Origin of the sequence: Haemophilus sp. HMSC068C11 (genome assembly GCF_001815355.1) — a bacterium.
GTDB lineage: Bacteria > Pseudomonadota > Gammaproteobacteria > Enterobacterales > Pasteurellaceae > Haemophilus_D.
Window position 1 is genome coordinate 79596 of record NZ_KV820351.1, and the last position, 13708, is coordinate 93303.

Below are 13708 nucleotides of genomic sequence, written 5' to 3' on the forward strand. Positions count from 1 at the left end.
TTTAGATTTTACTCAATTTCAAGCCGAAAGGCGATAAATTAAAGGTAAATTGATTGTAAATTTGCCCATTAAAGTCCTTTTTTCAGGTAGAATAATGCCCGTTTTTTTATTTACTCATATTCATTATTAACATGGAAAATTCTTTTCTTTTTTCGACCGCTCTTGAACAGACGGCTTATTTACTTATCCTAGGGAAAATGCTACTCGCACTTGTACTTGGCGGGATTATTGGCTTAGAACGTGAACTTAAACACAAACCGGTTGGGGTCAAAACCTGTGCCATTATTGCGGTGACGACTTGTGTACTGACGATTGTCTCCATTCAAGCCGCAGAACATTATGCGCAAGTTTCAGATAATATCCGAACTGACCCTATGCGACTTGCCGCACAAGTAATCAGTGGCATCGGTTTCTTAGGTGCAGGGGTAATTTTGCACAAGAAAAATGATGCGATTTCAGGCTTAACCACAGCTGCCATTATTTGGGCAGCAGCGGCTATCGGTGTGGCAACAGGTGCAGGCTTTATTTTTGATGCGATTATTGCCACTTTAATGATTTTAATCGCTATCCGTATCAGCCCGATTGTGCAGCGTTATGTTCGTCGTAAAACCTATAAAAAACGTACTCGTTTAGCTATTCAACTGAGTTCTGCTAACGGCATCAGTAAAGTAACCGATTTATTGCTGAAACATGATTACCGCATTGAAAATATCTCAGTAAAAGACCAAGCTAGCGGCGAGGTTCGCTTGCAAGTCCGATGCTACAATATTGATAATGAAATGCTAAAAGATGTCTATACACTGTTAAAAACAGAAGATGAAGTACTGAGTGTGGATGTAGAAAATTAAAATCAGCTCAAAATAATACATTACTTCTATCGTAAAACCACTACTTGCTAGACAAAAAGTTAAATACCTAAACTGGATAACATCATGAATTTACAAGATAATTTCGAGCAGCATACGCCGATGATGCAGCAATATCTCAAGTTAAAAGCAGAAAATCCTGACATTTTGTTATTTTATCGAATGGGGGATTTTTATGAGCTTTTTTATGATGATGCAAAAAAAGCGGCAGCGTTATTAGATATTTCTTTAACGAAACGTGGACAATCAGCAGGTAATCCCATTCCTATGGCGGGCGTGCCTTATCATGCGGTAGAAGGTTATTTAGCAAAATTAGTGCAATTAGGTGAACCTGTAGCCATTTGTGAGCAAGTGGGTGATCCCGCCACATCAAAAGGGCCAGTTGAACGCAAAATTGTACGAATTGTGACACCTGGTACGGTAAGTGATGAAGCACTTTTACCAGAACGCCAAGATAACTTAATTGTGGCGGTTTATCAGGAAAAAGAAAAATTTGGTCTAGCCACATTAGACATGACATCTGGACGCTTCCAGCTTTGTGAACCTCATTCAAAAGAAGCCTTGCAAGCTGAATTACAGCGTATTAATCCCGTAGAATTACTTTATTGTGAAGATTTTGCTGAAATGGCCATTATCGAACCTTATAAAGGTCTACGTCGTCGTCCAATTTGGGAATTTGAACTCAGTACGGCTATTTCTGAACTTAATCGTCAATTTGGTACGAAAGATTTACGCGCATTTGGTGTAGAAAAGTCCCCCCTTGGCTTGGCAGCAGCAGGTTGTTTATTGCAATATGCAAAAGAAACACAACGTTCTTCGCTTCCACATATTCAAAGCATCAGTGTTATTCAAAATAACGATAATATTCAATTAGATGCTGCAACACGCCGCAATTTAGAACTCACTCAAAATCTTGCAGGTGGTACAGAAAACACGCTGGCTTCGGTATTAGATAAATGTGTGACACCAATGGGTAGTCGTTTGTTAAAACGTTGGATTCATCAACCTATCCGTCAAACAGACATTCTATTAAAACGCCAAAAAACCATTAGGGAAATTATTGAGCAAGATTTATATCACGAATTGCAGCCTTATTTGCAACAAGTGGGGGATATGGAACGTATTCTTGCTCGTATAGCACTGCGTTCCGCACGTCCTCGAGATCTCACGCGTTTACGTACTGCATTAGAACAAATTGAACCGATAAAATCGCTAATTCATACAAAAACATCGTCAAATTTGACCGCACTTTCTGCACAAATTAGTGATTTTTCCGCGCAAATCGAGCTACTTCAAAAAGCAATTATTGAAACCCCTCCGTTATTAATTCGCGATGGTGGCGTTATTGCTGAAGGCTATAATGCAGAATTAGATGAATGGCGAACCCTTTCCGCTGGCGCAACGCAATATTTAGAAAATTTAGAACAACGCGAACGAGAAAGCACGGGTATTGATACCTTAAAAATTGGCTTTAATGCGGTGCATGGTTATTACATTCAAATTAGCCAAGGACAATCCCATAAAGCACCTATTCATTATGTTCGCCGTCAAACATTAAAAAATGCCGAGCGCTATATTATTCCTGAATTAAAAGAATACGAAGATAAGGTTTTAAAATCAAAAGGGGCGGCGCTTGCTTTAGAAAAGCAACTTTATGATGAATTGTTTGATTTATTATTGCCACATTTAGGTCAATTACAATTAGCCAGCTTGGCATTGTCTGAATTGGATGTGTTAGTTAACTTAGCAGAGAGAGCAGAAACCTTAAATTATGTTGCACCACAATTTAGCGATGAAATTGGCGTAAAAATTGAAAATGGTCGCCATCCTGTGGTGGAACAAGTCTTAAAAGACCCCTTTATTGCCAACCCTGTTAATCTCAATCAACAGCGTCATTTGCTGATTATTACCGGCCCAAATATGGGCGGTAAAAGTACCTATATGCGTCAAACGGCTTTAATTACGTTAATGGCGTATATAGGCAGTTTTGTGCCGGCTGATAGCGCGGTTATCGGGCAAATTGATCGCATTTTCACTCGAATTGGCGCCTCTGATGATTTAGCCTCCGGTCGTTCTACATTTATGGTAGAAATGACCGAAATGGCCAATATTCTTCATCAAGCCACTTCGCAAAGTTTGGTTCTGATTGATGAAATTGGACGAGGCACTTCTACTTATGATGGGCTTTCTTTAGCTTGGGCTTGTGCTGAATGGTTGGCGAAGAAAACTCGTTCACTTACATTATTTGCGACCCATTATTTTGAACTCACTGCGCTGCCAGAACAAATTGAAGGCATTGCTAATATTCATTTAGATGCATTAGAACATAACAATACCATCGCCTTTATGCACGCTGTTCAAGACGGTTCGGCAAGTAAAAGTTATGGTCTTGCTGTTGCAGCACTGGCTGGTGTGCCTCAATCCGTCATTAAACTGGCGAAGCAAAAATTGCATCAATTAGAAAAATTATCGGCACAAAATGGTGATCAACAAATTCAACATTTAAGAGCATTAAATCAACATCAAGGTGAATTGGCTTTTGAAGCAGAACCTGATGCTTTACGCGAAGCCATTGAGCAACTTGATCCAGATGAGTTAAGTCCAAAACAAGCCTTAGCTTATCTGTATCAATTGAAGAAAATGCTGTAAGAAATAAAAAGAGCGGTCAAAAAATTCATTGTTTTTTATGACCGCTCTTTTATTTTCACTAATTTCTTAAAATCTCATAGATTTCAGAATCTTTTCTATCGAGATAATGGATGGATTGGATTTTACGAATGGTGCGTGATTTACCACGGATTAATAGGGTTTCTGTAGTTGCTAAGTTGCCACGACGAGAAATCCCTTTGAGCAATTCACCGTGCGTAATTCCCGTTGCAGCAAAAACAAGATTATCATCACGTACTAAATCTTCTAATTTTAAGATTTCATTGACCCTCACACCTAAGGCTTCACAACGTTGGACTTCTTCAGCGGCAATTTTACGGTTTTCTTCTGTATCGCCTTTCACTTCATTACGTGGAATAAGACGAGCTTGCATATCCCCACCTAATGCACGAATTGCAGCGGCAGCTGCCACACCTTCAGGTGCACCACCAATGCCATAAACCATATCCACTTCAGCATCCGGTAAACAACATAAAACCGAAGCGGCCACATCACCATCTGGAATAGCCATCACACGAATACCTAAATTATGCATTTGCTTAATCACTTCATCATGGCGTGGTTTAGCAAGTACCATCACGGTTAAATCCGATAATGATTTACCTAAACGAGAAGCTACACGGCGAAGATTTTGCTCAATCGGTAAACTTAAATCAATCATGCCTTTCACTTCAGGGCCGACAACCAATTTTTCCATATACATATCAGGCGCTTTTAAGAAGGTACGTTTACCACCAGCAGCCAATACTGAAATAGCATTTGATTGTCCCATTGCAGTCATTCTTGTGCCATCAATCGGATCAACCGCAATAGAAACAAGTTCACCATTACCTGACCCCACTTTTTCGCCAATATAAAGCATTGGTGCTTCATCAATTTCCCCTTCACCAATCACAATTTCACCGTCCATATGGATTAAATTCAGCATATAACGCATGGCTTTGACTGCCGCGTCATCTGCCGCATTTTTATTACCACGTCCAAGCCAAGTATAAGCCGCTAATGCAGCTGCTTCGGTTACTCTTGAAAATTCAATAGCTAATGCACGATTCATTTTTCTCTCCCAATGCAAAAAGTCTCGTTATTTTAGCACTAAGCAAACGTTTGCATAATAAATTTTGACAAGAGGCTTTTAAAAATAGGATTAAGTGGGTAGAATAAAGCCGTTTCGGACTTATTTTAAAAAAGGAAATCACTATGTCTTTAGAAATTTTAGATCAGCTTGAAGAAAAAATTAGACAAGCAGTAGAAACCATTCAATTACTTCAACTTGAAGTGGAAGAATTAAAAGAACAAAAAAATCAATCTCAACAAGCGGTAGAAGCGTTGCAGCATGAAAATGAGCAACTTAGAAATGAACACCGCAACTGGCAAGAACACATTCGTTCATTATTGGGTAAATTCGACAACGTATAATGACTATAAAGGCTTAGAAAATCTAAGCCTTTTTTCTTATTAGGAAACAATATGAATATTTGCGTGATTTCAGGCAGCACATTAGGCGGCGCTGAATATGTGGCAGAGCATTTAGAAGAGGTGTTAAAAACACAAAATTTTTCTACCGCACTTTTCCACGGACCAGAACTTGATGATGTGATTGATGAAAATATTTGGTTGATTGTCACTTCAACACATGGTGCAGGTGAATTGCCTGATAATTTGAAACCACTCTTTGAACAAATTGCGGCATCAGATAAAGATTTCTCTTCTCTCCGCTTTGCCGTTGTAGGCTTAGGCAATTCAGATTACGATACATTCTGTCATGCCGTGAATAAAGTTGAAACACAATTAAGTGAAAAAAGTGCGGTCAAAATTTGCAACAGTTTAAAAATCGATGTCTTGCATGTTGATGATCAAGAACAATTTGCTGAAGATTGGCTACCACAATTTATAAATGCACTTTAGTCATAATAAAGCGATAATTTGAGTTATCGCTTTTTCTTTATCCATTATCTAAAAAAATCACCTGTGGATAACTTTAATAAAACCTGTCAAAAACTTGTTTTTTTCCACTGAGTAAATATGATGATTGTTTTAACTGTGGATAAAATTAAAGGTTATCCACAAGAAAAAGCCTTCAAACTGACGACATTTCAACATAGTCTAAAACGATCTAACTTCTTCATTTAAAAAAGGAAAAGGATCTTATTCACAAGGTGAAAGGATCCTAATAGTAACAATAATAAGATCTTTATATATAAATAGATCTTATCTTTATAACCTCTCGATCTTATCTCATCACAGATTGAATTCTTACTTTCAAGCACACGTAATTTTCAGTAGAATAGCGCCTATTTTTAGATCGAAGATCAAATTGAAGACGAAGAGAGAGATATGTTTTACACCGAAAATTATGATGTGATCGTTGTGGGTGGCGGTCATGCCGGTACAGAAGCCGCGTTGGCTCCGGCACGCATGGGATTAAAAACCCTATTATTGACACATAATGTTGATACCCTTGGACAAATGTCATGTAACCCTGCTATTGGTGGTATTGGTAAAGGCCATTTAGTGAAAGAAGTGGATGCCATGGGCGGGTTAATGGCGCATGCTGCAGATAAGGCGGGGATTCAATTTCGTACTTTAAACAGCAGCAAAGGACCTGCTGTACGTGCAACTCGTGCTCAAGCTGACCGTGTTTTATATCGTCAAGCGGTACGCATCGCACTAGAAAATCAACCAAATTTAGATATTTTCCAACAAGAAGTAACGGATATTTTAATTGAGCAAAATCGCGTTTGTGGTGTGGAAACCAAAATGGGACTTAAATTTCGTGCTAAATCGGTCATTTTAACTGCCGGTACTTTCTTAGCGGGTAAGATCCATATTGGTTTAGAACATTATGAAGGCGGTCGCGCAGGTGATCCAGCATCTGTTACACTTTCTCATCGTTTACGTGATCTGAATTTACGTGTAGATCGTTTAAAAACCGGTACACCACCACGTATTGATGCACGCACGATCAATTTCGATATATTGGCTAAACAACATGGTGATGCCGTATTACCGGTATTCTCTTTTATGGGATCAGTGGATGATCACCCTCAACAAATTCCTTGTTATATAACACACACTAATGAACAAACTCATGAAGTGATCCGTAATAACTTAGATCGTAGTCCAATGTATACTGGTGTGATTGAAGGAATCGGTCCACGTTATTGTCCATCCATTGAAGATAAAGTGATGCGTTTTGCGGATCGTAATTCACATCAAATCTATTTGGAACCAGAAGGCTTAACCAGTAATGAAGTGTATCCAAACGGGATTTCTACCAGTTTACCGTTTGACGTGCAAATGGGCATTGTGAATTCGATGAAAGGTTTGGAAAAAGCGCGTATTATCAAACCAGGTTATGCCATTGAATATGATTATTTTGATCCGCGTGACTTAAAACCAACGTTAGAAACTAAATCGATTTCGGGTTTATTCTTTGCGGGTCAGATTAATGGTACAACCGGTTACGAAGAAGCAGCAGCACAAGGCTTATTGGCGGGGATTAATGCAGGTCTTTATGTACAAGAGAAAGAAGCATGGTATCCACGTCGCGATCAATCCTATACTGGTGTATTGGTTGATGACCTTTGTACGCTTGGTACCAAAGAACCATATCGCGTATTTACTTCTCGTGCAGAATACCGTTTGTTATTACGTGAAGACAATGCAGACATTCGTTTAACGCCAATTGCCCATGAATTAGGTTTGATTGATGAGGCTCGCTGGGCACGCTTTAATCAAAAAATGGAAAATATTGAGCAAGAACGTCAACGCTTACGCAGCATTTGGTTGCATCCGCGTTCTGAATATTTAGAAGAAGCGAATAAAGTACTTGGCAGTCCACTTGTGCGTGAAGCCAACGGTGAAGATTTATTACGCCGTCCAGAAATGACCTACGATATTTTAACTTCTTTAACGCCATACAAACCTGCAATGGAAGATAGAGAGGCCGTAGAACAAGTGGAAATTGCCATTAAGTATCAAGGCTATATTGAGCATCAACAAGAAGAAATTGAAAAACAAAAACGCCACGAAAATACAGCTATCCCGGCTAACTTTGATTACAGCAAAGTGTCTGGTTTATCTAATGAAGTACGTGCGAAGTTAGAACAACATCGTCCTGTTTCAATTGGCCAAGCGAGCCGAATTTCAGGCATTACTCCTGCGGCAATTTCAATTATTCTGGTGAATTTGAAAAAACAAGGTATGCTAAAACGTGGGGAGTAAACTTCTCAGGTATTGAAAGTAAAAGTGCGGTGAATTTTCATCGCACTTTTTTATATTACAAATTAAAAAATATGTAATGAGTAGGCTAAATTATTTGCTTAAATAAAAACACTAAGGATTTTAACCGCACTTTCAAGTAGAATGACGACAAACAGACAAGATAGATAGAAAAATGAAAGCAAAACTCGAAAATTTACTGACTCAAGCTGAAATTCAATTAACAGATCGACAAAAAGATCAACTTATCCAGTTAGTGCAATTACTCAATAAATGGAATAAAGCCTATAACTTAACCTCTGTGCGTGATCCACAGGAAATGTTAGTGAAACATATCTTGGATAGTATTGTTGTTAGTCCTTATTTACAAGGGGATCGTTTTATTGATGTAGGAACCGGTCCAGGCTTGCCAGGTCTGCCTTTAGCCATTATTAATCCTACCAAACAATTTGTCTTGTTAGATAGTTTAGGTAAGCGTATTAGCTTTATTCGAAATGCAGTACGTGAGTTAGGACTAACAAATGTAGAACCTGTTCTTAGCCGCGTTGAGGAATACCAACCTGAACAAAAATTCGACGGTGTACTAAGTCGTGCATTTGCTTCGTTAAAAGATATGACAGATTGGTGTCATCATTTGCCAAAACAAGATGGATATTTTTATGCTTTAAAAGGTATTTATCACGAAGATGAAGTTCAAGAATTAGACGAAAAATTCGAAGTGAAAGACGTAATAACTTTGCATGTACCAGAGCTTGTAGGTGAGCGACATTTAATCGTTTTACGATAAAATACACTTTTTTTACGGCTATTTTGTTAATTATTTTTTAAAAGTGTGATTTGTTTAACATTTTTTAGTGGTTAAAAAGTTGAAACTCTTTGTAGCACGGGTATAATTAGATAGTTTTTGTATTTTAAAAAAATAAGATAATGTCTAAGGTTTTAACACAGGCTAAAAATCGATATCAAAAGGCTATAATCATTGAGTCGGTTTGTCTTGTTGTTTTTGGGGTATTCCTTGCAATTTGGCAAGGTGAAAGTGCGGTAGATTTCAGTTTAGGATTTATCAGTGCTTTTGTACCATTTTGTGCTTTTGCTTATATTGTTTTTTTTCGCAAACAAGATTTTTCAACAAAATTAAAGGCATTTTATCTTGCTGAAGTAGTTAAGTTTCTATTCACTATTTTGTTGGTTATAACCTTTTTTAAATGGTTTGAAATTACTAATTTTTTACTGTTTTTTAGCGGTTTTATGGTGGCATTATTATTGAATAATTTGCTTCCTTTTTTGTTTAGATAAAACAGCATCCATTTTATTATTTTTTATACAGGGTATTTATTATGTCAGGACAAACCTCGATTGAGTATATCCAGCACCATTTGACTTACCTAACCACAGGGGAAGGATTTTGGACCTTTAATTTAGATACATTTTTCTTTTCTATCGTTTGCGGTTTAGTTTTTATTGGTATTTTTTATAAAGTAGCTAAAAAAACGACAACCGGTGTTCCAGGAAAATTGCAGTGTGCAGTTGAAATGGCTGTAGAATGGATAGATGGTGTCGTTCGTGAAAACTATCATGGAAAACGAGGGGTTATTGCGCCATTAGCATTAACTATCTTCGTTTGGGTGTTTATCATGAATGCAATTGACCTTGTACCTGTTGATTACATCCCTCAACTTTTTGCTTTAATTAGCGGAGATCATCATATTCCTGTACGTGCCGTGCCTACTACAGATATGAACATGACCTTCGCAATGTCTATTTCTGTATTTATTCTAATTCTGTTTTATACCGTGAAATCTAAAGGTATTACAGGATTGGTTAAAGAATATACGTTACATCCTTTTAATCATTGGGCTTTTATTCCCGTAAACTTACTATTAGAGTCTGTTACTTTAATTTCAAAACCAGTCTCTCTTGCTTTACGTTTGTTCGGTAATATGTATGCTGGTGAGTTGATTTTCATTCTTATCGCAGTGATGTATTCAGCTAATGCTTTCGTTGCTGCTATGGGAGTGCCATTGCATTTAGTTTGGGCTATATTCCATATTTTGGTTATAACGTTGCAAGCCTTTGTTTTCATGATGTTAACTGTTGTTTATCTCAGTATCGCTTATAACAAAGCCGAACATTAATTAACTTTTTTATTAACAAACCGGGCGAAAGCCTTAACTCAACTTGGAGAAATCTTATGGAAACTGTAATTAGTGCAACAATTATTGCATCTGCGATTATGCTTGCTTTTGCTGCTTTAGGTACTGCAATTGGCTTCGGTCTTTTAGGTGGTAAATACCTAGAATCTGCAGCTCGCCAACCTGAATTAGCTAACTCACTACTTACAAAAATGTTTATCGTTGCAGGTCTATTGGATGCGATTGCTATGATTGCAGTTGGTATCGGCTTGTACTTTGCATTTGCAAACCCATTTGCCTCATTATTAGGTTAATAAACAACAAACAGCCTATTAAAGAAGGGGGTATGTTGTGAATATTAATGCAACATTAATTGGCCAAACTATAGCATTTATCATCTTTGTATGGTTTTGTGTTAAATATGTATGGCCACCAATTATTAAAGCAATTGAGGAACGTCAGAGCCAAATTGCGAACGCGTTAGCGTCAGCTGAAGCAGCGAAAAAAGAGCAAGCAGATACTAAAAATCTTGTGGAACAAGAACTTTTATCTGCAAAAGTACAAGCTCAAGAGATTTTAGATGCTGCGAATAAACGTCGCAATGAAGTGTTAGACGAAGTGAAGGCAGAAGCCGAAGAACTGAAAGCAAAAATTATTGCTCAAGGTTATGCTGAAGTAGAAGCAGAACGTAAACGTGTTCAAGAAGAATTACGTGTTAAAGTGGCTTCATTAGCAGTGGCTGGTGCTGAGAAAATTGTGGGTCGTTCTATTGACGAAGCGGCAAACAATGACATTATTGATAAATTAGTTGCAGAGTTATAAGAGGCTTAGCTTATGTCAGAATTAACTACAATAGCTCGCCCTTATGCAAAAGCTGCATTCGACTTTGCCATTGAACAAAGTGCGGTCGAAAAATGGACTGAAATGTTAGGTTTCGCTGCTGCCGTAGCTGAAGATGAAGCGGTAAAAGCTTACTTAAGTAGTTCTCTTTCTGCACAGAAATTAGCTAATACAGTAATTTCTATTTGTGGCGAACAATTGGATCAATATGGGCAAAATCTTATTCGGTTAATGGCTGAAAATAAGCGTTTGAGTGCGATTCCTACCGTGTTTGAAGAATTTAAACATTATGTGGAAGAACATCAAGCTATTGCAGAAGTTGAAGTAACTTCTGCACAACCATTGAATGCAACACAAATCGAAAAAATTGCAGCTGCAATGGAAAAAAGATTAGCTCGCAAAGTGAAATTAAATTGCAATGTAGATAGCTCACTGATTGCCGGTGTAGTGATTCGTACAGAAGATTTTGTGATTGACGGAAGTAGTCGTGGACAACTTGCTCGTCTCGCAAATGAGTTGCAATTATAAGAGGAATACAAGATGCAACTAAATTCAACTGAAATTAGTGAATTGATTAAAAAACGCATCGCTCAATTTGACGTGGTGAGCGAAGCCCGTAACACAGGGACAATTGTTTCTGTAAGTGACGGGATTATTCGTATTCATGGCTTAAGCGATGTGATGCAAGGCGAAATGATCGCCTTACCAGGCAACCGTTACGCAATGGCACTTAACCTTGAACGTGATTCTGTTGGTGCGGTAGTAATGGGTCCTTACGCAGATTTAGCGGAAGGTATGGAAGTACAATGTACTGGCCGTATTCTTGAAGTACCAGTTGGCCGTGGTTTATTAGGTCGTGTGGTAAATACGCTTGGTCAACCAATCGATGGTAAAGGTGAAATTGAAAACGATGGTTTCTCTCCTGTTGAAGTCATTGCACCAGGTGTTATCGATCGTAAATCGGTTGATCAGCCTGTACAAACCGGTTATAAAGCGGTTGACTCCATGGTTCCAATCGGTCGTGGTCAACGTGAGTTAATCATCGGTGACCGTCAAACTGGTAAAACAGCATTAGCAATCGACGCAATCATTAACCAACGTGATTCAGGTATTAAATGTATCTATGTAGCGATCGGCCAAAAAGCGTCGACTATTGCAAACGTAGTACGTAAATTAGAAGAGCACGGTGCGCTTGAAAACACTATCGTTGTTGCGGCATCTGCATCTGAATCAGCTGCTTTACAATATTTAGCGCCTTATGCTGGTTGTGCAATGGGTGAATATTTCCGTGATCGCGGTGAAGATGCGTTAATCGTTTACGATGACTTATCAAAACAAGCCGTTGCTTATCGTCAAATTTCATTATTATTACGTCGTCCACCAGGTCGTGAAGCATATCCAGGTGACGTATTCTATCTACACTCACGTTTACTTGAACGTGCAGCACGTGTAAATGAAGAATATGTAGAAAAATTCACTCAAGGTGCAGTAAAAGGAAAAACTGGTTCTTTAACCGCTCTTCCTATTATTGAAACTCAAGCTGGTGATGTTTCAGCATTCGTTCCAACCAACGTAATTTCGATTACCGATGGTCAGATTTTCTTAGAATCTAACTTATTTAACTCTGGTATTCGTCCAGCGGTAAACCCTGGTATTTCGGTATCTCGTGTGGGTGGTTCTGCACAAACTAAAGTAGTGAAAAAATTAGCTGGTGGTATCCGTACTGCATTAGCTCAATATCGTGAATTAGCGGCGTTTGCTCAGTTCGCATCTGACCTTGATGATGCTACCCGCAAACAACTTTCTCACGGTGAAAAAGTCACTGAATTATTGAAACAAAAACAATATGTACCGCTTAGCGTAGCAGACCAATCTGTGTTGCTTTTCGCGGTTGAGTTTGGCTATTTAGAAGATGTGGAATTGCAAAAAATTGCAAGTTTTGAAGCCGCACTTTTAGATTATGCTCGCCGTAACCACAGCGAGTTTATGGCTGAATTGACCAAAACCGGTAACTACAATGATGAAGTTAAAGCATCATTGAAAGCGATTTTGGATAACTTTAAAGCCAACAGCGCGTGGTAAAAGTAACGGAGAAATAAGATGGCAGGTGCAAAAGAGATAAAAACCAAAATTGCCAGTGTACAAAGTACACAAAAAATTACTAAGGCAATGGAAATGGTGGCAACCTCGAAAATGCGTAAAACGCAAGATCGTATGGCTGCTTCTCGTCCGTATTCTGAAACAATACGAAATGTTATCAGCCACGTCTCTAAAGCAACTGTTGGTTATAAACACCCATTTTTAATTCAACGCGAAGTAAAAAGAGTCGGGATCTTAGTGGTCTCGACTGACCGCGGAATGTGTGGCGGTTTAAACATTAACTTGTTTAAAACTGTGATGACAGAAATCAAACAATGGAAAGATAAAGGCGTTACTGTTGAATTGGGCTTAATTGGCTCAAAAGGCATTAGCTTTTTCCGCTCATTAGGATTACCTGTTCGTGCACAACTTTCCGGTTTGGGTGATAATCCGGCAATGGAAGATTTAATCGGGGTCGCAAACGACATGTTTGATGTCTATAAAGACGGCGAAGTAGATGCAGTTTATATTGCCTACAATAAATTCGTTAATACAATGGCACAAAAACCCGTTTATCAACAATTAATACCATTACCGGCATTAGAAACCGATAATTTAGAGCAAAGACAAAGCACCTGGGATTACCTTTACGAGCCAGAGCCAAAAGTCTTATTAGACAGTTTGCTTACTCGTTATTTGGAATCACAAGTGTATCAATCTGTGGTAGATAACCTTGCTTCCGAGCAAGCTGCTAGAATGGTAGCAATGAAAGCGGCAACTGATAATGCAGGTAATTTAATCAATGACTTGCGATTAGTTTACAATAAAGCCCGTCAAGCAAGTATTACAAATGAATTAAACGAAATCGTCGCCGGCGCGGCAGCGATTTAATAAAAGAGGAAC

14 protein-coding genes are annotated in these 13708 nt (G+C 38.4%); 13 read left to right on the plus strand and 1 reads right to left on the minus strand.

Annotated elements, in window-relative coordinates; genetic code table 11:
• The first annotated feature begins 131 nt into the window (after positions 1–131).
• Positions 132–848: an MgtC/SapB family protein gene (locus HMPREF3020_RS00335; protein ID WP_014064479.1), complete on the plus strand. Its 717-nt coding sequence runs from the start codon at positions 132–134 to the stop codon at positions 846–848.
• Positions 849–932: 84 nt separating this feature from the next.
• A complete protein-coding gene (gene mutS, locus HMPREF3020_RS00340; protein ID WP_070775151.1) occupies positions 933–3515 on the plus strand; it encodes a DNA mismatch repair protein MutS in 2583 nt (860 codons plus the stop codon).
• Between the two features lie 58 nt (positions 3516–3573).
• Here mutS and glpX read toward each other — a convergent pair whose 3' ends face one another.
• Positions 3574–4587 carry a class II fructose-bisphosphatase gene (glpX, locus tag HMPREF3020_RS00345; RefSeq protein WP_070775152.1) on the minus strand — a complete coding sequence of 338 codons (1014 nt, stop codon included), beginning with the start codon at positions 4585–4587 and terminating at the stop codon, positions 3574–3576.
• A gap of 143 nt (positions 4588–4730) precedes the next feature.
• Between glpX and HMPREF3020_RS00350 the strand changes: the two genes are divergently transcribed.
• From HMPREF3020_RS00350 to atpG, 11 genes are all read left to right on the plus strand, one after another.
• Positions 4731–4949, plus strand: coding sequence for a cell division protein ZapB (locus HMPREF3020_RS00350; protein WP_014064476.1), 219 nt, complete (start codon positions 4731–4733; stop codon positions 4947–4949).
• Positions 4950–5000: 51 nt separating this feature from the next.
• Positions 5001–5438 (plus strand): FMN-binding protein MioC, encoded by a 438-nt coding sequence (mioC, locus tag HMPREF3020_RS00355; protein ID WP_049370029.1) that lies wholly within the window; start codon positions 5001–5003, stop codon positions 5436–5438.
• 429 nt (positions 5439–5867) lie between these two features.
• On the plus strand, positions 5868–7757 hold the full coding sequence (gene mnmG / locus HMPREF3020_RS00360; protein WP_070775153.1) for a tRNA uridine-5-carboxymethylaminomethyl(34) synthesis enzyme MnmG: 1890 nt from the start codon (positions 5868–5870) through the stop codon (positions 7755–7757).
• Positions 7758–7929: 172 nt separating this feature from the next.
• Entirely contained in the window at positions 7930–8541 is a 612-nt protein-coding gene (gene rsmG, locus HMPREF3020_RS00365) for a 16S rRNA (guanine(527)-N(7))-methyltransferase RsmG (protein ID WP_070775154.1), read from the plus strand.
• Between the two features lie 140 nt (positions 8542–8681).
• Complete coding sequence (locus HMPREF3020_RS00370) at positions 8682–9050, plus strand: ATP synthase subunit I (protein ID WP_005699282.1); 369 nt, start codon at positions 8682–8684, stop codon at positions 9048–9050.
• Positions 9051–9091: 41 nt separating this feature from the next.
• On the plus strand, positions 9092–9889 hold the full coding sequence (atpB, locus tag HMPREF3020_RS00375) for a F0F1 ATP synthase subunit A (RefSeq protein ID WP_005699269.1): 798 nt from the start codon (positions 9092–9094) through the stop codon (positions 9887–9889).
• Positions 9890–9945: 56 nt separating this feature from the next.
• Positions 9946–10200: a F0F1 ATP synthase subunit C gene (gene atpE / locus HMPREF3020_RS00380; RefSeq protein ID WP_005699353.1), complete on the plus strand. Its 255-nt coding sequence runs from the start codon at positions 9946–9948 to the stop codon at positions 10198–10200.
• Positions 10201–10237: 37 nt separating this feature from the next.
• The gene (atpF, locus tag HMPREF3020_RS00385; RefSeq protein ID WP_005699345.1) at positions 10238–10708 is read left to right on the plus strand and encodes a F0F1 ATP synthase subunit B; all 471 of its coding nucleotides are present in this window, start codon (positions 10238–10240) and stop codon (positions 10706–10708) included.
• A gap of 12 nt (positions 10709–10720) precedes the next feature.
• Positions 10721–11254, plus strand: a complete 534-nt coding sequence (gene atpH, locus HMPREF3020_RS00390) for a F0F1 ATP synthase subunit delta (protein WP_070775155.1) — start codon at positions 10721–10723, stop codon at positions 11252–11254.
• A gap of 12 nt (positions 11255–11266) precedes the next feature.
• Positions 11267–12808: a F0F1 ATP synthase subunit alpha gene (atpA, locus tag HMPREF3020_RS00395; protein ID WP_070713322.1), complete on the plus strand. Its 1542-nt coding sequence runs from the start codon at positions 11267–11269 to the stop codon at positions 12806–12808.
• Positions 12809–12826: 18 nt separating this feature from the next.
• Complete coding sequence (gene atpG, locus HMPREF3020_RS00400) at positions 12827–13696, plus strand: F0F1 ATP synthase subunit gamma (protein ID WP_014064466.1); 870 nt, start codon at positions 12827–12829, stop codon at positions 13694–13696.
• Positions 13697–13708 lie beyond the last annotated feature (12 nt).